We start from the raw sequence: 22,070 nt of genomic DNA, 5'->3' as shown, positions 1-22,070 counted from the left end.
GCCAATCCGGACGTCTTCATTGCACTGCCTGACCAGGATGTTCCTGGTCAGGACGGTGCCCCCAGTAGGGCTCGAACCTACGACCTGCGGATTAAAAGTCCGTAGCTCTACCAACTGAGCTATAGGGGCGCGGGGCCAGAGTCTAGTGCGCAGACGGTGACCGGGAGAACAGCACCCCCGCCACGGCGCGCCGCCCGGGGGATCGAAAGGGTCGGCTCGGGTGCGCACCCCCTGCAGCGCACCCGAGCCGATCCAAATTATACCACTTGGTGTGTTTTCGGCAGCGGTCCGATTCCGGCCCCATAACAGACTTCAAGTTTGTTTTTCAGAAGTTTTGATGATCTTAAGAATGCTGTGTCGCTATTTTCAAAACAGGGATACTGTTATGTATGGCTCCAAGCTCGCCACTGTAGGGCGAAAGCGGGGGTTACTACATTTGGGAGAGGGATTCACCGTCATGGCACGTCAGCAGGAGCGTGCGCGACGCACTCGCGCTGCACTGGTGGAGTCGGCCGCGATCGAGTTCGCGAAGCGCGGCTATGCGGCGGCGTCGGTCAACACGATCCTCGAAGGCTCGAACGCCACCAAGGGAGCGATGTACTTCCACTTCCAATCGAAGGAGGAACTCGCCCGCGCCGTCCTCCAGTCCGGGGTGGAGCAATTCACCGCCCTGACCGACAGGTGGACGAGTCGCACGGACATCGGGCCCTTCGAGGCTCTGCACGGTTTCGTGATCGACCTGGCGAAGCTGTTCCATTCGAGCGTCATCGTGCGGGCCGAGTTCCGGCTGATCGTCGAACCCGAGTTCTACCCGGACGTGCGGTCCGTCGGCTCGCAGGTGTGGGGGCGAACCGCGCACGAGTTCGCGATCCGCGCCCAGCGGGACGGGTCGTTGCGCGCCGATGCCGACCCGGAGAAGTTCACCCGGGTCCTGGCGGCGTCTCTCGCCGGCCAGCGGTACATGTCCGACATGACCGCGCTGGAGGGCGACCTCGGCGCACGGTTCGTCGAATCGCTCGAGGTGATCCTCGAGGCGATGGCTTCACTCGAGTGGCTGGAGAAGTTTGCGAGGGACGGATGGCCGGATTTCACGTCAGAACTGCCCGATTCGTAGTCTGACCTGGCGATTTGGGAAATTCTCGATCCGTGTCCTAAGCTATCCAAGCTCCCAACGGAACGCCGTTGAGGTACTGGTTCGGAGAGATCCGACGGGCCCCCTTCGTCTAGCGGCCTAGGACGCCGCCCTTTCAAGGCGGTAGCGCGGGTTCGAATCCCGTAGGGGGTACGTTTGACCGGTGTCGAGCATGCGGTATGGTTCGACGGCAGTAAAAGTGACACGCAGTAACGCTTTACACTTGTAAGGCACAGCAGGAAAAGCAAGGCCCTGTGGCGCAGTTGGTTAGCGCGCCGCCCTGTCACGGCGGAGGTCGCGGGTTCGAGTCCCGTCAGGGTCGCAAGTGTGTTGCCGATACTCGGTATCGGCAACACAATGCGATAGGCATTCGGTTCGGGTGCCGTCCGGCCAGGTAGCTCAGTTGGTACGAGCGTCCGCCTGAAAAGCGGAAGGTCGCCGGTTCGATCCCGGCCCTGGCCACCACGATTCACAGAAACTCCGTTGTCGAGAACGTCGACAGCGGAGTTTTTTTCGTTCCCACCCCACGTGAGTGCGAAAGTGTGTTCCTGCACACTTTCGCACTCACGTGGGGTTAGCGTCGCGCGACGCCGGCGAAGTGGCTGTCGCTAGGCTGACGTCCATGAGCACTGCTGAAGAGCCGCTGACGGCGGGCCGCGACGGGCTGTTGTCGTTGCTCCGCAACGGGCAGCTGCCCTCGCGTGGGGCCAAGGCCCCGCAGCGGGAGCGGTACCAGCGGATCGTCGCCGCGGCGATGGAACTGGCGTCCGAGGGCGGGTACGACGCCGTGCAGATGCGGGCCATCGCGGATCGGGCGGGCGTCGCGCTGGGCACCGTGTACCGCTACTTCCCGTCGAAGAACCACATGCTGGTGATGGGCCTGCTGATGGTGTTCGAGGGCATGCGGTCCCGGTTCGAGAACGTCGCGATCCCCGGCGACACACCGTCCGAGCGGATCCTGTTCGTCCTCCGGAAGAACACCGAAGTCCTGGAGAAGGACCGGCCGCGGTACGAGGCCCTCGTGCGGGCGTTCATGTTCGCGGACGCGTCGGCGTCGGCCGAACTGGATGCGTTCGGCGCCCTGATGACGGAGATGTTCGCCAAGACCATCGGTGTCGAGCAGATCTCCGACGACCAGTTGAACGCGATCCGCGTGATCGGCGACGTCTGGATGTCGAGCCTGGTGTCCTGGGTGGCGGGCCGCATCTCGGTGGACGAGGTGATGGCCCACCTGGGGCTCGCGGTCCGTCTCGTGTTCCGCCGCCTCGGCGGCTAGCCTCCTCAGCCGACGCGCCCGAAGTAGGCGTCCCGGATCACCGCCCTGTCGTCGATCGCACCCGCATCCGCATCCATGACGACGCGTCCGACGTCGAGGACGGTGACGTGATCGGCCACGCTCATCGCGGCGTCGACCGCCTGCTCGACGAGCAGGACCGCCAGCCCGGCCTCCTTGAGGGTGCTCACGCGTTCCATGACTTCGCCGACGATCACGGGCGCCAGCCCGCCGGACGGCTCGTCGAGCAGTAGCAGGGTGGGTTTCGCCATCAGCGCCTGCCCGATCGCCAGCATCTGCTGCTGCCCGCCGGACATCGCACCGGCGAGCAGGCCGCGTTTCGCGCCGAGGACGGGGAACAGGTCGTAGATCCGCTCCACCTCTTCTCGGACGGCCGACCGTCTCATCCTGCGGACGTACCCGCCGAGAATCAGGTTCTGTTCCACGGTCTGCCGGTGGAAGACCCGCTTCCCCTCCTGCACATAGGCCATTCCCTGGCGGACCCGCCGGTGCGGCGCCACCTTCGCGATGTCGCGGCCGTCGAACTCGATCGTCCCGGCGGACACCCGGTTCAGTCCCGAGATGGCACGCAGGGTGCTGGTCTTCCCCGCGCCATTCCGGCCGAGCAGTGCGGTGACCTTGCCGGGCCACACGTCCAGCGAGACGTCCCACACCACCCGCAGGTCGCCGTACCCGGACTGCACGTTCCGCAGACTCAGCAGCGGTGTCGTCGTCTGCTCGCTCATGAGGTCGCCTCTCCGGCCAGTTCCGTGTCCTCGGCGACGACGCCGAGGTATTCGCTGAGTACGCGAGGGTTGTGTTCGATCTCGGACGGCGGACCTTCGGCGATCACGCGTCCCTGGGCGAGCACGACGATGGTGTCGGCGAGCGCCAGTACCAGGCGGAAGTTGTGCTCGACCAGCACGATCGTGCAGCCGGCGTCGCGAAGTTGCCGGATCAGGCCGGCGAGGCGTTCCACTTCGTCCTCGTCGAGGCCGGACGCGACCTCGTCGAGCAGCAGGACCCGCGGTTCGGCGACCACCGAGCGGGCGACCTCGAGCAGCCTCCGCATTCCCAGGGGGAGTGCGGTCGCGGTCTCGTCGCGTAGATGCGACAGTCCCACGACGTCGAGTGCGCGTTCGGCCTCGGCGATGTCGGCGGCGCGGACCCTGTGATGGCGGGGAAGCCGCAGCACGGTCGAGAGCATCGATACCCGGTCGGTGCTGTATCGACCGGAGGCCACGGCCTCGAGGACGGTGACGCCGTCGGGGATGTCGGGTGTCTGGAACGTGCGGGCCACGCCGCAGCCGGCGACCCGTTCCGGCGCCTTGCCCTGGACCTCGGTGTCACCGATCAGGATTCGCCCGCTGTCGGGGCGGTAGAACCCGCAGATCATGTTCAGCATCGTGGTCTTGCCCGAGCCGTTCGGTCCGATCAGTGCGGTGATGCTGCCCGGTTCCGCTCGCAGCGACGCGCTGTCGAGGGCCTGGTTGCCGCCGAACGCCTTCGAGATGCCGTCGACCACGAGCGCCCGACCCGGCATCGGTTCCATCGCCGGTCGATCCGTGTCTCCGGGGCGGGCGCGTGTTCCGCGGCCGGTCAGGCCCGCTGCGCGGTCCAACCGCGCCGTCGCCTGCTTGGCGACCTTCGCGAGGCCACCACTGAGGAGGACGCCGCCGAGGATCAGGAATCCGCCGTAGAAGACGAGGGCGTACTGCTGGAACTCGGACGACTGGTTCGGGCCGAGTTGCATGATCGCGGCCCCGACCGCCGCGCCGTAGACGCTGGTCGCACCCCCGAGGATGCACGCCGCGAGAACTGCTGTCGCGAACGTGAATCCGAACGCCTCGGGGGAGACGTACATGTCGATGTTCGCGAACAGGGCGCCCGCGAGGCCCGCGGGGAAGGCGCCGATCGCATAACCGAGAAGCTTCATCCGGAACACCGAGATGCCCACCGAAGACGCGAGGACGGGGCTCTGTTTGAGGGTGCGGAACGCGATGCCGTGCCGGGAGACCACCAGGTTGCGCAGGACCGCGAACCAGAGGATCGCGACGATGACGACCACCAGGTAGAACCGGTCGGAGTCGATCGCCTCACCGAACAGGGTGGCCGGTTCGATGCCGCTGAGCCCGTTGCGGCCGCCGGTGGTCTCTCCGAAGACGGCGATGATGTCCGGGACGAGCAGAACGAGGAAGAACGAGGTCATCGCCAATGACCAACTGCCGAGCCGCAATCCCGGAATTCCGGTGACGATCCCGACCGCGAGCGCGACCAGGCCCGAGACGGTCAACTGCAGCACGATGTCCGTGTATCCGGCGATCGACATGAGCCCGGCGGTATACGCCCCGGCCGCGTACATCGCGGCCTGGCCGAGCGCGAGTTCCCCCGCGTAGCCGAGGCTGAGATTGAGGCCGCTGACGACCAGCGCGAGGATGCAGGCGAGTTGCACCTGCCGCGACAGCGCGAAGCTCAGACCGAATTCCGGCAGGAACAGCATGAGGAGGCCGGCGGCGAGCGGGAAGAGCCAACCCGGAGCCGATCGAATCAGGCGCCACAGAGCCATTGCTTACACCACCCGTTCCCGCGTCCGGCCGAACAATCCGGCCGGACGCACCATGAGGATCGCGATGAGGACGACGAAGACCGCGATGTTGCTGTACTGGCTACCCAGTTCGAGTGCGGCGAACGATTCCACGAGACCGACGGTCAGGCCGCCGACGAGTGCGCCGGGGAGCGAGCCGAATCCGCCGATGGCCAGGGCAACGAAACCCTTGATCGCCAGCGCGGAACCCAGGGTGGCCACCGCGAACGTCTTGGGACCCACGAAGAGCCCGAGGAATCCGGCGAGCGCGCCGGAGAACGCGAACGCACCGAGGGCCAGCGCCCGGACGTTGACACCGCGCAACAGGGCGGCTTCGCGGTCCTCGGAGATGCCCAGGAGGGCGAGACCGGTCATGGTCTTCGTGCCGACCCGGCCGAGGACGACCACCAGCACGACCGCCAGAATCAGCAGCACGATCTCGACCGGATACGTGCGGCCGCCGAGGACCGTGATCGGGTCGTTCGAACCGAAGAACGGGACGGTGAGCGGTTCGCTTCCCCAGATCAGCTGTGTCGCACCGTTGATCAGGGTCGCGGCGCCGAGCGTGGTGACGAGCTGATTCTGGTGATCACGGACCGGCCGGACCGCGACGATCTCCTCGAGGCCGGCCAGGATCATCACGGCGACCGTCGCCGTCACCGCGACGACGAGGATCGGCAACTTCAGGGTGACCAGTCCGGCATAGGCGACGAACGTGCCGACCATCATCAGCTGGGCCTGAGCGAAGTTGAACGTGTGGGACGAGATGAAGACGATGTTGTAGCCGATCGCGACGAGCGTGTATACCGCCCCCAGCGCGAGGCCCGACCAGACTATGGTCACCGGTTTCTCCTGTGGTCGGGTGTCACGCGCTCGGGTTTCCGTACTGGCCGTTGAGGAGTGGGCTCGGCGGCACGAACTTGTACGCCTCGTCACCCGGCTTCGACGCATGCGAGTCGGCCGAGAAGTGGTAGGACGGGGAGAACGCGGTCTGGGCGCTGTCGAGGACCTCCTGGTTCTCGAGGGCCTCGGCGAGGGCTTCGGGATCGGACGAGGATCCGGCCTTGTTCGCGGCGGCCACGACGAGGGGCAGTGCGTCGTAGTTGTCGGCGAGGATCAGCGTCGACGGGATGTCGCCCATCGCCTTCATGTTCTCGACCATGGTGTTGACGGCGGCGTCGTTGGCGTCGTGGACCGTGCTCGAGAGCACGTGCATGACCAGGTTCGCCGTGGCCGGAGTGCCCAGCACACCTTCCGGTGCCGCCTTCGAGACCAGCGACGTTCCCGCGACCGACGTGTTGCCGACGAGCGGTATGTTCCAGTCGAGCCGCTGAAGGCTCGCGAGGAGGTATCCGAGTGGTGCCCCGTAGGCGTCCACGACGAGCGCCTGGGTGCCCCGGTTCTTCAGCGACTGCAGTTGTGCCGTCATGTCGAGTGCCGCGGTGTCGTATTCCTCGGATCCGGTGCTGCTCACACCTTCACCGCCCAGCGCGTCTTCCATCGCCTGTCCGAACACTTCACCGTAGGCGCTGCTTCCGTGGACGACGCCGACCGACTGGTAGCCCTTTTCCTTGATGTATCGGGCGATGGTCTCGGCGTTCTCGGCCGGTCCCGAGGCGAGGTCGAAGTTGAGCGGGTACTTTTCCGGGTTCGCCGAATCCTCGGTGGGCCCGATGTTGAACGAGAGGATCTTGTTCTGCGCGAGGATCGGCAGTGTCGCGGTGGTGATGGTCGACGGGCCGGAGTTGAGGAAGAGGTCGGGTTTCTTCCCCGACGCGATGGCCTCCCGCAGCTTGGACACGGCGGTGGTGGCGTCGCCCGCGTCGTCGACGACGGTGATCTCCACCTGGCGTCCGCCGACGCCGCCTGCCCTGTTCACGGCCTCGGCGCTCGCTTTCGCTGCGAGCACGGATGTCTGCGCGTTGGCTGCGAGCGCGCCCTGCCCGCTGATTCCGCCGGTCACGAGCACCCGGTAGGGGCCGCCGGCGGCGTCGGCGTCGTCTGCGCCCGCGCCGGAACACCCGGTGAGTGCGAGTGCGGTCACGGCGAGCGCCGCTGTGAGAGCTGAGGATCGAATTCGCATGGGCGCCCCTTCACGTAAGCAAGCAAGTGCTTGGTTTGGCAAAAGGTAGCAGAACTAACGGTCGATGTCCGCGGAATGTCTCACTCGGCGGGAGGATCTCGACGCGAACGGGCCGAGCTCAGCGAAACGACTGCCGGATCACCGGTTCTCGCCGTTCGAGGATGGTGGCGGTGTGCTGCCGGACCATGGTGTCGAGATGCGCGCCCTGCGGTGCGAGCCAGAAGTCGCCGCGGTCGATGCCCGCGAAGACCAACTCCGCGAACGTGTCTGCGTCGAGTCCGTCGGTGTCGAGCAATTCGCGCATCTGCGTCACCATCCGATCGACGGCCGGATGGGAGACGGCCCCGAACGGGTTGTCGAACACGGATGTGACGACGGGCCCGGGTGCGAGCACGCTTGCGGACACGGGGGCGTCGATCATGCTCAACTCCATCTGCAGGCACTCGGTGATCGCGACCACCGCGAATTTCGATGCGCTGTACGGCGACATCATCGGACCGGGTGCGAAGCCTCCGACCGATGCCGTGTTGACGACGCGGCCGGTGCCGCCCTGGTCGAGCATCCGCGGAACGAACGCGCGGATTCCGTTGACGACGCCCTTGATGTTGACGCCGAGTGCGGCGTCCCAGTCGGATTCGCCGAGTTGCCAGAGGAATCCGGCCCGCATGATGCCGGCGTTGTTGAAGAGCAGGTCCACCCGGCCGAACGAGTCGAACGCGAGTTCGGCCAGGGCGTGGACGGATCGGGAGTCCGACACGTCGGTGACGCAGGTGAGGGCGCCGCCCAGGTCCGCGGCCGCACCGTCGAGCGCGGCCGCGTCGATGTCGGCGAGCACCACCGCCATGCCGCGGGCGTGCGCATGCCGCGCTATCCCCGCTCCGATTCCCGAGGCCGCGCCGGTGACGACGACAACCTGCTGTGCACCTGATTCCGGTTTCGTCACGGCTCGACGGTAGGACCGTCGACGGCGGCCTCGGCCCGGTCCTCTCGCTCAGCGGGAAAATTCAGGTGCCGCGGCCCCACAGCGGTTCGAGGTCCGGGCCCTCCTCGCCCTGCTGCGCACCCCGGAAGCGCGCCGCGAAGACGATCCAGCCGATCGCGGCCATCAGCAGGAAGCTGACCAGCCGATACACGACGATCGCGGACACCGCTTCGGAGCCGGCCATTCCGCTGGCGGTCAGGGCGGGCACGAGCACGGCGTCCATGACACCGAGCCCGGCGGGCAGGAGTGGGATGGCCGAACCCGCGGCGTTGCCCGCCGCGTACGCGACGGCGAGCCCGGCGAACCCGGGATGGGCGCCGACGGCGTAGCACGCGAACGCGAGGCACGATGCGTCGGCGATCCAGTTGAACAGCGACCACCCGAACGCGCGGGCCGTGTCGCCGCGATCCATCCGGACGGCGCTCATCTGGTCGACGATGTGCTTCCACTGACGAACCCCGCTGAGCGGAGGCTTCTTTCGCAGTGCGTTGACGCCGCGCAGCGCGGTGATGCCCACGCCCTCGAGCGCGTCGGGTCGCGACGCGGCGTACTGGGCCACGACGAGGAAGGCACACAGGCCACCGAACGTGAAGATCAGCGAGAACGGGTTGGTCTTGGCTCCGACGAGCAGTGCGCCCGCCAGTCCGACGAGCGCCAGGCCGATCGCCTGGAGGACGCCGGCCATCACCAGTTGCCACGTCGCGATCACCGGCGACGCACCCCAGATCCGTGTCTGCCGGTACGTGAACGTCGTCGCGAGAACCGGGCCGCCCGGCAGCGTCACGCTCATCGAGTTGGACGCGAACGTCACCGCCAGCGACTGCCGCTGCCTGATGTGCACGCCCGCGACCCCCAGCAGGCAGCGCTGCACGCGGGCGAAGCTCGACATCGATGCCAGCGACGCGACGACGGCCGCCGCCACCCATCCCCATTTCAGGTCGCCGAGGTTCTGGACGCTCTCGGAGAGGTCCGGCCAGATGAGGACGAGCTCCACCGCGAGCACCACGACGAGAAGGCTGCCGATCACCCATGCGACGCGACGCCTGCGGGGCGTCGGGCGGGTGTTGTCGGCGTCAGTCATACGCATCTATTACACATGGCGGGTCTTCAGACCGTGTATCCGCCGTCGACGTCGAGCTTCTGCCCGGTGACGAATCCGGCCCGGTCGCCGGCGAGGAAGCAGACGGCCTCGGCGACGTCGGCGGCGGTGCCGAAGCGGCGTAACGGTATCCGGCTCATCGCCGCGTCGAGTGCGCGCCGGTCGAGTTCTTCGGAGGCGATGAGCCGCTCGGCCATGCCGTCGGTGAGCATCCCCGGGCCGACCGAGTTGAAGCGGACGCCGTAGCGGCCCTCCTCGGCGGCGAACCCCTTGACCAGTTGTTCGATCGCGCCCTTGGTTCCCGGGGAGAGGCCGTCGCGCACCGGGAAGCGGCTGGTGGCCGCGGTCGTTACGGCGACGACGGAACCGGACGCGTCCCGCAGCGCGGGCAGGGCGGCCTTGACGACGGTGAAGAACGCGACCGCCTCCTGCTCGAGGTGCTCGGCGTAGTCCCGGGGCGCGACCTCGGACAGGTGGATCATCGGGACGTGCGGTCCGGCGGCGTGGACCAGGATGCCGAGGCCGCCGAAGTGTTCGACGGTCTGCTTCACGACGCTCGCGACGCGCGGCTGGTCGGTGAGGTCGGCGGAGAACGCCCGCGCGGCGACGCCCCGGCCTTCGAGTTCGGCGACGAGGTCCTCGGCGACGTCGGCATTGGACCGGTAGGTGATGGCCACGTCGTGGCCGAGGGTCGCGAGTTGCCGTGCGATGGCGGAGCCGATGCCGCCGGTGCCGCCGGTGACCAGTGCGGCGCGGCGACGTCGGGGGGTGCTGGTGGCGGGTGTCGCCATGAGGAACTCCAAGCGTGTGAGGGAAGCGCGCCCCTAACCTAGCAACTGCTTGGTTCCGGTGTGCGGGGAACCGTGCACCGCAGCCGAGCGCAGCCTTGCCTGGCTATCCGACCAGGCCTTTTCGTCTTAGCCTGAACGCATGTCAGCAGAGAACGCCGAGCGGGCCGAGCCCTCGCGGCACCCCGACGAGCCGCACGCACCCAGTCTGGCGAGCCGCCTCAACTGGTTGCGGGCCGGTGTCCTCGGCGCCAACGACGGCATCGTATCGACGGCCGGTCTGGTGGTCGGGGTGGCGGCGGCCACCACCGAGCGATCGGCGATCTTCACCGCCGGATTCGCCGGTCTCGCGGCCGGGGCGGTGTCGATGGCACTCGGCGAGTACGTCTCGGTGAGCACCCAGCGTGACACCGAACGCGCGCTGCTGTCGAAGGAGCGTCGCGAACTCGCCGAGACCCCCGACGCCGAGTTCGAGGAACTCGTCGAGATGTACGAGGCCAAGGGGCTGCGGGACGAGACCGCCCGGGCGGTCGCCCGCGAACTCACCGATCACGATGCGTTCGCCGCCCACGTGGACGTCGAACTGGGCATCGACCCGGACGATCTGACCAACCCCTGGCAGGCCGCGGGATCCTCGGCGCTCTCGTTCACTCTCGGCGCCCTGATCCCGCTGCTGGCGATCCTCTTACCGCCTGTGCACCTGCGGATTCCGGTGGCGTTTTTCGCCGTGCTGGTCGCGCTCGCCCTCACCGGCACCGTCAGCGCGGCCCTCGGCGGCGCCCGTCGTACCCGGGCGGTGCTCCGCGTCGTGCTGGGTGGGGCGCTCGCGATGATCGTCACCTACGGGATCGGCCAACTGGTGGGGACGAGTATCTCCTGACCTCGGCGACCGTCACTCGCGCCGGCAGATCATGACCGGGCAGGTGGCGTGATGGAGCAGATTCTGACTCGTCGAGCCCATCAGCGCGCCGAGCAGCGGCCCCCGGCCGTGGCTGCCGACGACGATCAACTGGGCGTCGGCCGAATGCCGCAGGATGACGTCCGCGGCGGCGCCCTGCTCCGCCACCCGGGTCACGGCCACGTCCGGGTACCGTTCCGCCTCACCCGCGAGGCCCTCGGAGAGCAGCGCCTCCTCTTCCTGCTTGACGGCGTCCCAGTCGACGAGCATGCCGGTGCCGCCGGCGCCGAGTGTCGGGGAGCCCTGCCAGGTGTGGACGGCGCTCAGCGGCGCCTCGAAGAACGACGCGAACTCGAATGCGTGACCGACCGCTTCGCTGCTGACGTCGCTGCCGTCGACCCCGACCACCACCGGACGCTGGTCCGGCATGGTGACCTCGCCGCGGAGGACGGTCACCGGGCAGGGTGCGCGGTTGGCCACGTGCAGCGCCGTCGAACCGACCAGCACCGAACGGAACGCGCCCGCTCCCGTGGATCCGAGCACGATCAACCGTGCCCAGTCGGCGGCCTCGAGCAGCGCGGTGCCCGCCGGACCGGGACTGATGGTCGTCTCGATCTCGAGACCGGGGAACTTCGGCCCCAGCAGCCTCTTGGCCGTCCCGATGATGGCCTCGCCGTCCTCGCGCAGCTGACTGAGGAACTGCGATTCCAGCATGATCGCCGCCGGGCTGTACAGCGGACCGTCCTGCGGCAGCGCGTGCACGAGCGACAGCGTGGCGCCCCACTTCGACGCGACGGAGGCGCCCCACAGGGCGGCGGCGGTGGAGGCCTCGGATCCGTCCAGGCCGACGACGACGGAATGGCTGGCGGGTGTGCTCACGTCCGGTTCCCTTCGCTCACGCTGGTGGGTACTCCCCGACTGTGCCCTACTTCCAGACTTTTCGGGCCACCTTCTTCGCGCTCTTCCACTCCGGTTTCAGATCGGCCGCCAGTGCGTCGCCGCGATCGAGTTCACGCTGCAGCAGCATTCCGAGGCCCAGGCTCGATTCGGCGGAGTGCTGATCCTCCGCGACGGCCGCGACGATGTGCTCCCGTGCGACGACGGCGTCCTGGTAGTCGCCGAGCACGTCCTGAAAGTCCTTGAACTTCTTCTGCGCGCGGGCGGACGCCTTCGGCGTCAGTGACCGCGTGGACTCGATCGCGTAGCGCAATCGTTTGGCGCGCTTGCGCGCTCGGTGCGTCAGTTCGTCGCGCTCGGCCCGGGTGGTCGCGGCCGCCGCCTTCCGCACGCGCTTGTGGACGGACTTCGACAATGTGCGCAGGGTTTTCGCGACGGTCTTCTTCGACGGGCCCGAGTCCTCGGACGACTCGACTGCGGCGAGGAACGTGTCGAGCCCGGCGAGCAGGTCGAGGTAGCGCCGGGAGTTCAGGGCGGCCAGCGCCGCGGGCCGGGCCGCGGCGGCAAGTCCCGAGAAGTATTCGTCGAGGCGCGCCCGCACGACCTCGCGGTCGGGTATCTCCTCGGCGTCACCCAGCCGATCCACGAGGCGGCTCCACTGCACCTCGGTGTCCCGCGCCGGGCCGAGGGCCTGGCCGACCCAGCGGAGTTCGGCGATCAACTCGTCGACCGTCTCCTGGTCGCGCAGGCTGGACCCGTACACCTGGAGGACGCTCCGGATCCGCCGGGCCGAGACCCGGAGGTCGTGGACGGACTCCTCGAGGTCGCGCCGCACGCCGAGGTCGGCCGTCACGAGATTGTCCTTCTGCTCGGCCAGATACTCCAGAAGCAGCGTCCGCGGCGCGGACCGCTTGTTCCCACGCACGGGGGGCGGGGTGCCGCCCACCGCGTCGCCGAGTGCCCGCCGCAACTTCGACGGCGCGTCCGAGCGGGCGATTCCGGCATCGGTCAGCCGGGAGTCGATGGCGTCGAACAGTTTTCGGTCTCCTGCCGCGAGTTCGACTTCGATCTCCCGCCACACCCGCTCGTCGGTTCCGGTGCCCGTCTCGGGGACGGCGGCGATCACGACATCCGAGACGACCTCGGCGAGCGTCGTTCCGGCCGCGTCCACGAGCCGCTGCCGCTCGCGGTCGGTGCTGATGAGCGCGACCGGGTTCAGGGCGGCGCCGCGGGTGAAGGCCGTGAGCAGTTCCGCGAACTCGCGCGGAACCTCCGTCTCGGGGTGCTCGGGGTCGGGCGCCAGTTGCAGCTCGGTCCGCTCGTCCGTGCCTGCCGGGATCTTCAGATGCCAGCCGGCGTCGTCGCCGCCTTCCCGTCGGCGGAGCGTGATTCCGGCGCGGAGCAACAGCAGTTCGCCCGTGTCGTAGTACAGGGCGGACAACTGGACGGTGTCGCGTCGCGGTTCACCGTCGACGCCCGGAAGCCCCGACAGCGCCGGGAGTTGCTGCTCGGATGTCGCTTCGTACTTGCGTTCCACTTCGGACGTCGCGGTACTCATGTCCCCATCTTTCCGGCTGCGCGGGCCGGGCGAAAGAAGCCGAGGTCACAGCGGCCAGTCGAGGCTCCGGACGCTCGCGAAGCGCCGTGTGACGCCGGAGCAGGGGTCGGCGAACTCGACGGAACGGGCCAGCAGCCGCAGCGGCGTCGAATAGTCGTCGGCGGCAACGTCGTAGAAATCGGGATAGAAGTTGTCGCCGTGGATCGGGATGCCGAGCGAACTCATGTGCAGCCGCAACTGGTGCGTCTTGCCGGTGTGCGGGAGCAGCCGGTACCGGGCCGCGTCGCCGTGGACCTCGAGCAGTTCGATCCGGCTCTCGCTGTTGGCGGGACCGTCCACCTCGTAGGCCTTCAGGACCCCGCGTTCCTTGACGATTCGACTGCGGACCGTGGCAGGCAGCACGAGATCGGGGTCGTGGCGGGCGACGGCCTCGTACTCCTTGGTCACCCGGCGCTGATCGAACAGCGACTGGTAGTCGCGCCGCACCTCGCGCCGCACCGTGAAGATGAGCACCCCGGCGGTCAACCGGTCGAGGCGGTGCGCGGGTGTCAGTTCCGGGAGGTCGAGGTCTCGGCGCAACCGGACCAGCGCCGACTCGGCGATGTACGCGCCGCGCGGGGTGCTGGCGAGGAAGTGGGGTTTGTCCACGACGAGGAGGTTCTCGTCGCGGTGGAGGATCTCGATTTCGAACGGCACCCGCTTCTCGACCGGCGGATCCCGGTACAGGTACACGAATCGGCGGGGCGCGAACGGCGTGGACCCGGTGATCGGCTGCCCCCGCTCGTCGACGACTTCGGACGCGGCGACCTTCTCGCGCAGCCGGGTCTCGTCGTGCGGAAAGCGTGCGACGAGGTACTCGAGCACGGTGGGCCACGTGCCGGTGTCCGGCATCCTCAGCCGCGTCGGGTTGAGGCCGTCGCGGACGGGAAGTGGGGCGTCGGGCACCCCGTCACGGTAGTCGAGAGCGGACGGAAATCCGTCGTTGACCGCGAGGGGACTCATGGTTACTATCCGGTAAGTTTGTGACGCGGGCCACCCTGACTGGCCGCCGAGGCGCGTCATCGGAGGATTTCACGGGGGTTCGAAGTGATCGTGCGTCGATGGGCGTTTCGGCCGGGTGCGGTGGCAGTCGCGCTCGCAGTGGGGGTGGGACTCGCCGTGGTGCCCACGGTGACGGCGTCGGCGGATCCGACGGGCGGCGCCGCGGGGGCCGAGTGGAACACCGCGGTCGCTGCCCCGCCGAAGTACCCGGTGATCGCGATCGACTGGGACGTTCCCATCACGATGAGCGACGGAACGGTGTTGAAGGCCAACGTCTATCGCCCCGCGGACGCCTCGGGCACGCCGATCGACACCGCGATGCCGTCGGTCCTGAACGTCACGCCGTACACGAAGCTGGTCGGCAACCTCGTCGATTCCGTGCTCGCGGTGCCGGGGCTCGAGGACACGGTCGTCGACCTGGTGAACTCCTTCGATCTCGCCGGGACACCGCTCGACGGCGTCGGGGAGTTGTCGAAGGTGATCACCGGCGGCGGCATGCGCGTCTTCGGCGTCAACCGCGACCTCGTCCGGAACGGATACACCCAGGTGGTGGTCGATGCGCGCGGCACCGGCTTCTCGCAGGGCGAATGGCAGGCGCTCGGCCCGCTCGAGCAGCAGGACTCCGTCGAGATCATCGACTGGATGAGCAGGCAGGGGTGGTCCGACGGCAAGGTCGGGATGGCGGGGGTGTCCTATTCGGGAATCAACTCGCTGCAGGCCGCGGGGCATCGGCCGCCGGCGTTGAAGGCGATCTTCCCCACCGAACCGGGCAACGACCTGCTCCGCGACATCGTCGGGACGGGCGGTGGTCTCGGCGTCGGATTCATGCCGCTGTGGCTGTCACTGGTCAACGGTCTCAAGTTCGTTCCCGACGTCCAGGCACTCGCGCAGGGGAACTTCGACGAGCGGTGGCTGCAGGACCGGTTGCGGGATCCGCTGACGCTGTTCCCCGCACTGATCCAGGCGATGACCGCGTCACAGATCGGCGATCTCGACGCCGGCACGCTGCGGGTGGCGCAGGACGGCCAGTTCTACGAGGAGCGGAAGGCGCAGGCGGGGAACATCGACGTGCCGACCATGCTCTACGGCGCCTGGCACGACATCTTCGCGAACAGCGAACCACGGGTCTACAACGACATTCCGCTGCCCGCCGGTGAGAAGCAGCTGATCATGAGCGACGCCTACCACGTCTCGTTCGGTGGCGGCTTCGGCGAGCCGGGTGCGCCGCCGCGACTCGACGTCCTCGAACGCGCGTGGTTCGACAAGTGGCTGAAGGGCATCGACAACGGCATCGACGAATACGGTCCGGTCACGCTGTACCAGCAGGGCAACGGCTGGACCACCACCGATCAGTTCCCGCGGGCCGGTGTCGACTACCAGCGGATGTACCTGTCGGGTGCCGCCAGCGGCACCGCCGGGCACGCCGCCCACGACGGCAGCCTGGTGCCGGCGAAACCCGGCGACACGGCTCAGCTCACCGTCGCTCCCGGTCTCCGCGGGCTCTGCTCCCGCGACGGAACGCAGGGCACCGCGGGCGCGGCCGTCGTCTTCGGGTCGGTGTGCAGCAAGGACTCCCGCTTCAACGAGGCCGAGGGCCTGACGTTCACCAGCGCCCCCGTCACGCAGCCCACGGAACTGTCGGGTCCGGTCAACCTGCACCTCGAGACCGTGCTGGACGCGCCCGACGGATTCTGGGCGGTGACTTTGAACGACGTCGCCCCGGACGGCACGTCGACCCCGCTCACCAACGGTGCGCTCACCGCTTCGATGCGGGCCGTGGACGATTCGAAGAGCACCAGGTCGGCGAACGGCGACTACACCGAACCGCACCACTATCTGACGGTGGCCGCCCGTCAGCCGCTGATTCCGGGTGAGGTGACACCGGTCGACATCAACTTCGTGCCCACCGACGCGGTCCTCGCGCCGGGGCACCGGTTGCGCGTCGACGTGTACGCGGGCAGCGTTCCCCGGTACCTGCCGCTCGGGCCGATTCTGGCGGACAGCCAGCTGAAGCCGCAGCACGTGGCGTTGTCGCCGGACCGGCCGAGTTTCCTCAATCTGCCGCTGGTCGGGGCGCAGGCGTGGTGACGGGTTCACGCCGCGTCCCGGGATCCGTAGGGTTGACGGCATGACCAAGTGGACAGCTTCGGACATCGTCGATCAGAGCGGCCGCACGTTCGTCGTCACGGGCGCCAACAGTGGTCTGGGGGAGGTGGCCGCGCGGGCCCTGGGCAAGGCGGGAGCGCACGTCGTGCTGGCCTGCCGCAACACCCACAAGGGTGAGGTGGTCGCGCGGTCGATCGGTGACAACGCCGAGGTGCGCCGTCTCGACCTGTCCGACCTCGCGTCGGTGCGCGAGTTCGCCGCCGGCGTCGATTCCGTCGACGTGCTCGTGAACAACGCCGGGGTGATGGCGGTTCCGCAGCGCAAGACCGCCGACGGATTCGAAATGCAGATCGGCACAAATCATCTCGGGCACTTCGCGTTGACCGGACTGCTGCTCGGCAAGATCACCGATCGGGTCGCCACGATGTCGAGTGCGGCACATCAGGCCGGGACGATCCACCTCGACGATCTCAACTGGGAACGCCGCAAGTACAACCGGTGGAGCGCGTACGGGCAGTCGAAACTCGCGAATCTGCTGTTCACGTACGAATTGCAGCGCAGACTGGCCGCGGCGGGGTCGCCCGTCAAGGCAGTGGCCGCGCATCCCGGCTACGCGTCGACCAATCTGCAGGCGCACACCGAATCGGTGCAGGACAAGCTGATGGCCGTGGGCAACCGGATCTTCGCGCAGTCGGCGGAGATGGGGACGCTGCCGATGTTGTTCGCGGCCACCGCCCCCGACGTGATCGGCGGCAGTTACATCGGGCCGGACGGCCTGTTCGAGCAGCGTGGCCACCCGAAGGTGGTGGGCTCCAACAAGAAGTCGCGGGACGAGCAGACCGCGAAGGGTCTGTGGTCGCTGTCGGAGGACCTGACGGGCGTCGAGTACAAGTTCGGGTGACCCGACGCCCGCGCAGGTGTCTCAGTCTTCGGTGACCTCGAGGGTGACGTCGACGTTGCCGCGGGTGGCGTTGGAGTAGGGGCACACCTGATGTGCCTTCTCCGTCAGTTCGAGCGCCTCCGCGCGCGGCAGGTGGGGGAGGGACACCTCGAGGGTGACGGCGAGGCCGAATCCGCCGCCGTCCGTGGAGCCGATCCCGACGCGGGCGCCGACGGCCGAGTCGGCGACGTTCGCCCCGGCCTGACGCCCGACGAGCTGGAGTGCGGAGTGGAAGCACGCCGCGTATCCGGCGGCGAACAGCTGCTCGGGGTTGGTGCCGTCGCCGGACCCGCCCATCTCGGTGGGGATGGCGAGGTTCAGGTCGAGCCGGCCGTCGGACGTGCGGGCGTGGCCGTTGCGGCCTTCCCCGGTTGCGAGGGCTTCGGCGGTGTAGACGATCTTCATGGTTACTTCTCTCCTGTTGGGGTTTCGAAACTGTGGAGCGATTCGGTGAGGCGCGACAGGGTGTCCCGCAGGGCGACGAGTTCGTCGACGCCCATTCCCGTCGACCGGGCGAGTTCGGTGGGGATGCCCTCCGCGGCGGTGCGGAGGCCCGCGCCCTTCTCGGTGAGGTGGATCCCGACCCGGCGTTCGTCGGCCGACGAGCGCCTGCGTTCGACCAGGCCCAGCATGTCGAGGCGCTTGAGTAGTGGCGACAGCGTGCCGGTGTCGAGGTCGAGGGCGTCGCAGATCTCTCGCACCCCGCGACCGTCCTGTTCCCAGAGCACCAATAGCACGAGGTACTGCGGGTAGGTCACGCCCAGTGCGTCGAGCATCGACCGGTATCTCGCGGTCATCGCCCGGGAGGCCGAGTACAGCGCGAAGCACACCTGGCGGTCGAGGGCGAGGTTGTCGGTCACCCCTGAATAGTTGCACACAACTAGGTTGTGCACAACCAAGAAATCGAAAACGGTGAATGCCCTTACACTGTTGGCCAGTGACACGGGGTGCTGCCCAGCGAGGATCCGGGCGGCTGAGAAGACACCCGTCGAACCTGAACTGGGTAATGCCGGCGAAGGGATGTCGCGGAGACGGCCGTATGCGCTCATCCGATGTCTCGTCGCCGACCGATCGGAAGGTGACAGCAATGCAGCTCGACAAGCAGATCGTCCTGGTGACCGGCGGTGGCCGGGGCCTCGGTTCCGCCATCGTGCGCTCGTTCGCGGCGCAGCACGCGCGGGTGGTCGTGAACTACCGCAACAGCCGGGATGCGGCGGAGGAACTCGCAGCATCCCTGGGTGCGGACCGCGCGGTCGCGCTTCAGGCAGACGTCACCGATGCCGCGCAGGTGGCAGCACTGTTCGCCGCCGCGGAAGCGCACTTCGGATCGCCGGTGACCACCGTGATCAACAACGCCCTCGCCGACTTCTCCTTCAACGGCGACGCACGCGACAAGGCGGACGTCATCACGTGGGAGGCCTTCGACTCACAGTTGCGCGGCAGCGTGCAGGCGACCCTGAACACCACGCAGGCCGCGCTGCCGGGCATGCGCGCGCTCGGGTTCGGCCGCATCGTGAACATCGGAACCAATCTGTTCCAGAACCCCGTCGTCCCGTACCACGACTACACCGCCGCCAAGGCCGCCGCGCTGTCGCTGACCCGCACCCTCGCCGCCGACCTCGGGCCCGACGGCATCACCGTCAACATGGTCTCGGGCGGGCTGCTGCGCACCACCGACGCGAGCGCCGCCACCCCCGGCGAGGTGTTCGACCTCATCGCGGCGAGCACTCCGCTGCAGCGGGTCACCACCCCCGACGAGTTCGCCGACGCGGTCCTGTTCTTCGCGTCCCCGTGGTCGCGCTCGGTGACCGGCCAGAACCTCGTCGTCGACGGCGGACTGGTCAAGGACTGACATGAGCGACGCCCGGCAACTGCACTTCAACGCGTTCCTGTTCGGCTGCGGGCACCACGGCGCCGCGTGGCGGCACCCCGCCTCGCAGGTGGAGCGGCTCAGCGACATCGCCTACTACGAGGAACTGGCGCAGACGGCGGAGCGGGGTTGCCTCGACGCCGTGTTCTTCGCCGACGGACATTCGGTGCGCGACCCCGCGTCCGGGGGCATGTGGTTCCTCGAACCGCTCACCGCACTGTCCGCGATGGCGCGGGCGACCGAGCGGGTCGGTCTCGTGACGACCGTGTCCACCACGTTCTACACCCCGTTCCACGCCGCGCGGATGCTGGCGTCGCTCGACCACATCAGCGGCGGCCGCGCCGGCTGGAACGTGGTGACGTCGATGTTCGACGCCGAGGCCCGCAATCACGGTCTCGAGGAGATGCCGCCGCACGACGACCGCTATACGCGCGCCGCGGAGTTCGTCGAGGTGGCACTCGCGCTGTGGGATTCGTGGGAGCCCGACGCGCTCGTGCTCGACCGGGAGGGTCTCTTCGCGGATCCGGCCAAGGTGAACCCGGTCGGGCATCGGGGCAAGCATTTCCTCGTGGACGGTCCGCTGACCGTGCCGCACTCGCCGCAGGGGCGTCCGGTGCTGTTCCAGGCGGGCGCGTCGGATCAGGGCCGTGACCTGGCCGCCCGGTGCGCCGAGGGCATCTACGCCGTCGCCTACGACCTCACGGCCGCGCAGAGTTACTACGGCGACGTGAAGCGGCGCATCCGCGCCGCGGGCCGCGACGCCGACGCCGTGACCGTGATGCCCGGTCTCGTCACCTACGTGGGCTCGACCACAGAGGAGGCGCGCCGGAAGAAGGCGGAACTCGACGCGCTCCTGCCCGTCGAACAATCGCTGGCGCAGTTGTCGATGTTCGTCCAGCAGGACTGCAGCGCATGGGAACTGGACGCACCCGTTCCCGCGCTGCCGCCGCTGTCGGAGTTCACCGGACCGCAGGGCCGGTACGACACGATCCTCCGGATCATCGAGAAGGACCGTCCCACCGTGCGGTCGCTGCTGGGCACGCTGGCGGCCGGTGGCGGGCACTGCACCATGATCGGCACCCCGGAATCGATCGCCGACGAGATCGAGGTGTGGTTCCGCAGCGGCGGCGCCGACGGCTTCAACCTGATGCCCCCGCTCTATCCGAACGGTCTCGCCGACTTCGTCGACGAGGTGATTCCCGTCCTGCAGAAGCGCGGGCTGTTCCGCGCGGAGTACGAGACGGAGACTCTGCGCGATCATCTCCGGGGTCGCCGGTAGTTGCCACCACAAAGAACACAACCTTCTCTAAGTACGCAACAGTGACTGTGAGCGTCCCTCCCCCCGACACTGGCTGTTATCGCGATCACATCGCGGTGCAAGCTCGGACGAGGAGTGGCAATGCTGGTAGCGCTCGGCTTTCTGATGGTGGCCGTGTTCATGTTCTTGATCATGTCCAAACGGGCCACTCCCGTGGTCGGGCTGATCGCCGTCCCGGTCGCATTCGGCATCGCGGCCGGGGCGGGTCTCGGCATCGGCGACATGATCACCGATGGGATCAAATCGCTGGCCCCGACGGCCGCGTTGCTGTTCTTCGCGATCATCTTCTTCGGGATCATGATCGACGTCGGCCTGTTCGACCCGCTGGTGAAACTCATCCTCCGGCTCGTCCGCAACGACCCCATGCGGCTCGTCGTCGGTACCGCGGTGCTCGCGATGGTGGTGTCGCTGGACGGTGACGGATCCACGACGTTCATCATCGTGACGTCCGCACTGTTGCCGCTGTACATGAAGCTGAAGGTCAGCCCCGTCGTGCTCACGGTGGTCGCCGGCCTGGCGAACGGCGCGATGAACATCGTCCCGTGGGGTGGACCGACGGTCCGGGCCGCCTCGGCGCTGGGCATCTCGCCGTCGGACGTGTTCGTCCCGATGATCCCGTCGCTCGTGGTCGGACTCGTCGTCGTGCTGCTGTTCGCCGTGCAGCTCGGCTACAGCGAGCGCCGCCGCATCGGCACACTCGAACTCACCGACGAGCGTCTCCTCGTCTCCGCGGGCTCCAGCCTCCGCCGCTCCGGCTCGGGCTCGGGCACCGGGGGCAATGGTGACGCACCCCGGACGGGTGGCGGTTCCGGCGACGCCGGTTCGGACGACGGCCAGGGCTTCGCCGACGGCCTCGACCCCCAGCGGCCCACGCTGCGACCGAAGCTGTTGTGGTTCAACATGCTCGTGACCGTGACGCTGCTCGTCGTGCTCGTGATGGACGTGCTGCCGATTCCGGTGCTGTTCATGGTGGCCGCGGCGATCGCGCTGACGGTGAACTTCCCGCGGGTCAAGGAACAGCAGGAAGCGATCACCCGGCACTCGTCGAGCATCGTCTCCGTCGTCGCGATGGTGTTCGCCGCGGCCGTGCTCACCGGCGTATTCCAGGGCACCGGCATGGTCGAGGCGATGGCGCAGTGGCTGCTCGAGATCATCCCCGCCGCGCTCGGACCGCACCTGGCCGTCATCACCGGCATCCTGAGCCTGCCGTTCACGTTCTTCATGAGCAACGACGCCTTCTACTTCGGCGTCATGCCGGTGCTCGCCGAGACGGCGGCCACGTACGGCATCGAACCGGTCGAGATGGCCCGCGCCTCCATCACCGGCCAGACCTTCCACATGCAGAGCCCCCTCGTCCCGGCCATCCTGCTGCTCGTCACCCTGGCGGGGGTCCCGTTGGCGGACCACCACAAGAAGGTGCTGTGGCGCGCGGCGCTGGTGTCGCTGTCGATGCTGGTGGTCGGCGTGGTCCTCGGGCAGATCCCCTGGTGACCTAGACGTC

The 22,070-nt window shown here is 68.1% G+C and carries 20 protein-coding genes, 4 tRNA genes and 1 riboswitch; of the genes, 11 read left to right on the top strand and 13 right to left on the bottom strand.

Annotated features, from left to right (window positions below; genetic code table 11):
• Positions 1 to 56: 56 nt before the first annotated feature.
• Positions 57 to 129: transfer RNA gene (locus tag JWS13_RS17560), tRNA-Lys, on the bottom strand.
• A gap of 328 nt (positions 130 to 457) precedes the next feature.
• On the opposite strand from JWS13_RS17560, the gene JWS13_RS17555 reads away from it, so the two are divergent.
• From JWS13_RS17555 to JWS13_RS17535, 5 genes are all read left to right on the top strand, one after another.
• Positions 458 to 1,114, top strand: coding sequence for a TetR/AcrR family transcriptional regulator (locus tag JWS13_RS17555; RefSeq protein ID WP_206006771.1), 657 nt, complete (start codon positions 458 to 460; stop codon positions 1,112 to 1,114).
• Between the two features lie 98 nt (positions 1,115 to 1,212).
• Positions 1,213 to 1,285, top strand: a tRNA-Glu gene (locus JWS13_RS17550).
• Positions 1,286 to 1,380: 95 nt separating this feature from the next.
• A tRNA-Asp gene (locus tag JWS13_RS17545) sits at positions 1,381 to 1,454 on the top strand.
• A 66-nt stretch (positions 1,455 to 1,520) separates the two neighbouring features.
• Positions 1,521 to 1,597 (top strand) — tRNA-Phe (locus JWS13_RS17540).
• A gap of 157 nt (positions 1,598 to 1,754) precedes the next feature.
• A complete protein-coding gene (locus JWS13_RS17535) occupies positions 1,755 to 2,408 on the top strand; it encodes a TetR family transcriptional regulator (RefSeq protein ID WP_206006770.1) in 654 nt (217 codons plus the stop codon).
• A 5-nt stretch (positions 2,409 to 2,413) separates the two neighbouring features.
• On the opposite strand, the gene JWS13_RS17530 is transcribed toward JWS13_RS17535, so the two are convergent.
• The 7 genes from JWS13_RS17530 to JWS13_RS17500 form a co-directional block, all read right to left on the bottom strand.
• The gene (locus tag JWS13_RS17530) at positions 2,414 to 3,151 is read right to left on the bottom strand and encodes an ABC transporter ATP-binding protein (protein WP_206006769.1); all 738 of its coding nucleotides are present in this window, start codon (positions 3,149 to 3,151) and stop codon (positions 2,414 to 2,416) included.
• A complete protein-coding gene (locus JWS13_RS17525; protein WP_206006768.1) occupies positions 3,148 to 4,971 on the bottom strand; it encodes a branched-chain amino acid ABC transporter ATP-binding protein/permease in 1,824 nt (607 codons plus the stop codon). The genes JWS13_RS17530 and JWS13_RS17525 overlap by 4 nt, the downstream gene beginning before the upstream one ends.
• Before the next feature lie 3 nt (positions 4,972 to 4,974).
• Positions 4,975 to 5,832, bottom strand: coding sequence for a branched-chain amino acid ABC transporter permease (locus JWS13_RS17520; protein ID WP_206006767.1), 858 nt, complete (start codon positions 5,830 to 5,832; stop codon positions 4,975 to 4,977).
• Between the two features lie 22 nt (positions 5,833 to 5,854).
• Complete coding sequence (locus JWS13_RS17515) at positions 5,855 to 7,072, bottom strand: ABC transporter substrate-binding protein (RefSeq protein ID WP_206006766.1); 1,218 nt, start codon at positions 7,070 to 7,072, stop codon at positions 5,855 to 5,857.
• 118 nt (positions 7,073 to 7,190) lie between these two features.
• Positions 7,191 to 8,015 (bottom strand): SDR family NAD(P)-dependent oxidoreductase, encoded by an 825-nt coding sequence (locus JWS13_RS17510; protein ID WP_206006765.1) that lies wholly within the window; start codon positions 8,013 to 8,015, stop codon positions 7,191 to 7,193.
• Positions 8,016 to 8,076: 61 nt separating this feature from the next.
• A complete protein-coding gene (locus JWS13_RS17505) occupies positions 8,077 to 9,135 on the bottom strand; it encodes a lysylphosphatidylglycerol synthase transmembrane domain-containing protein (RefSeq protein ID WP_206006764.1) in 1,059 nt (352 codons plus the stop codon).
• A 26-nt stretch (positions 9,136 to 9,161) separates the two neighbouring features.
• Positions 9,162 to 9,944, bottom strand: a complete 783-nt coding sequence (locus JWS13_RS17500; RefSeq protein WP_206006763.1) for an SDR family NAD(P)-dependent oxidoreductase — start codon at positions 9,942 to 9,944, stop codon at positions 9,162 to 9,164.
• Positions 9,945 to 10,083: 139 nt separating this feature from the next.
• On the opposite strand from JWS13_RS17500, the gene JWS13_RS17495 reads away from it, so the two are divergent.
• Complete coding sequence (locus JWS13_RS17495) at positions 10,084 to 10,821, top strand: VIT1/CCC1 transporter family protein (protein ID WP_206006762.1); 738 nt, start codon at positions 10,084 to 10,086, stop codon at positions 10,819 to 10,821.
• A gap of 12 nt (positions 10,822 to 10,833) precedes the next feature.
• On the opposite strand, the gene JWS13_RS17490 is transcribed toward JWS13_RS17495, so the two are convergent.
• From JWS13_RS17490 to JWS13_RS17480, 3 genes are read right to left on the bottom strand one after another with little or no spacing between them, the layout of a single operon-like run.
• Positions 10,834 to 11,718 carry a universal stress protein gene (locus JWS13_RS17490; protein ID WP_206006761.1) on the bottom strand — a complete coding sequence of 295 codons (885 nt, stop codon included), beginning with the start codon at positions 11,716 to 11,718 and terminating at the stop codon, positions 10,834 to 10,836.
• Positions 11,719 to 11,764: 46 nt separating this feature from the next.
• Positions 11,765 to 13,294: a CYTH and CHAD domain-containing protein gene (locus JWS13_RS17485; protein WP_206006760.1), complete on the bottom strand. Its 1,530-nt coding sequence runs from the start codon at positions 13,292 to 13,294 to the stop codon at positions 11,765 to 11,767.
• A 45-nt stretch (positions 13,295 to 13,339) separates the two neighbouring features.
• Positions 13,340 to 14,296 (bottom strand): pseudouridine synthase, encoded by a 957-nt coding sequence (locus JWS13_RS17480; RefSeq protein WP_206006759.1) that lies wholly within the window; start codon positions 14,294 to 14,296, stop codon positions 13,340 to 13,342.
• Positions 14,297 to 14,380: 84 nt separating this feature from the next.
• On the opposite strand from JWS13_RS17480, the gene JWS13_RS17475 reads away from it, so the two are divergent.
• Positions 14,381 to 16,423 carry a CocE/NonD family hydrolase gene (locus tag JWS13_RS17475; protein ID WP_206006758.1) on the top strand — a complete coding sequence of 681 codons (2,043 nt, stop codon included), beginning with the start codon at positions 14,381 to 14,383 and terminating at the stop codon, positions 16,421 to 16,423.
• Positions 16,424 to 16,463: 40 nt separating this feature from the next.
• A complete protein-coding gene (locus tag JWS13_RS17470; protein WP_206006757.1) occupies positions 16,464 to 17,342 on the top strand; it encodes an oxidoreductase in 879 nt (292 codons plus the stop codon).
• 21 nt (positions 17,343 to 17,363) lie between these two features.
• On the opposite strand, the gene JWS13_RS17465 is transcribed toward JWS13_RS17470, so the two are convergent.
• Together JWS13_RS17465 and JWS13_RS17460 are read right to left on the bottom strand one after the other, a co-directional pair.
• Positions 17,364 to 17,786, bottom strand: coding sequence for an organic hydroperoxide resistance protein (locus tag JWS13_RS17465; RefSeq protein WP_160102727.1), 423 nt, complete (start codon positions 17,784 to 17,786; stop codon positions 17,364 to 17,366).
• A 2-nt stretch (positions 17,787 to 17,788) separates the two neighbouring features.
• Entirely contained in the window at positions 17,789 to 18,241 is a 453-nt protein-coding gene (locus JWS13_RS17460) for a MarR family winged helix-turn-helix transcriptional regulator (protein WP_206006756.1), read from the bottom strand.
• A gap of 73 nt (positions 18,242 to 18,314) precedes the next feature.
• Positions 18,315 to 18,419, top strand: a riboswitch (TPP riboswitch).
• A gap of 49 nt (positions 18,420 to 18,468) precedes the next feature.
• On the opposite strand from JWS13_RS17460, the gene JWS13_RS17455 reads away from it, so the two are divergent.
• The 3 genes from JWS13_RS17455 (at position 18,469) to JWS13_RS17445 (ending at position 22,060) form a co-directional block, all read left to right on the top strand.
• Positions 18,469 to 19,233, top strand: a complete 765-nt coding sequence (locus tag JWS13_RS17455; RefSeq protein WP_206006755.1) for a 3-oxoacyl-ACP reductase — start codon at positions 18,469 to 18,471, stop codon at positions 19,231 to 19,233.
• Position 19,234: 1 nt separating this feature from the next.
• Positions 19,235 to 20,530 carry an LLM class flavin-dependent oxidoreductase gene (locus JWS13_RS17450; protein ID WP_206006754.1) on the top strand — a complete coding sequence of 432 codons (1,296 nt, stop codon included), beginning with the start codon at positions 19,235 to 19,237 and terminating at the stop codon, positions 20,528 to 20,530.
• An 84-nt stretch (positions 20,531 to 20,614) separates the two neighbouring features.
• On the top strand, positions 20,615 to 22,060 hold the full coding sequence (locus JWS13_RS17445) for a CitMHS family transporter (RefSeq protein WP_338050753.1): 1,446 nt from the start codon (positions 20,615 to 20,617) through the stop codon (positions 22,058 to 22,060).
• Positions 22,061 to 22,070: the final 10 nt, after the last annotated feature.

The sequence above is a fragment of the Rhodococcus pseudokoreensis genome (assembly GCF_017068395.1).
Lineage (GTDB): Bacteria > Actinomycetota > Actinomycetes > Mycobacteriales > Mycobacteriaceae > Rhodococcus_F > Rhodococcus_F pseudokoreensis.
This window is presented reverse-complemented; position numbering and strand designations above follow the sequence as displayed.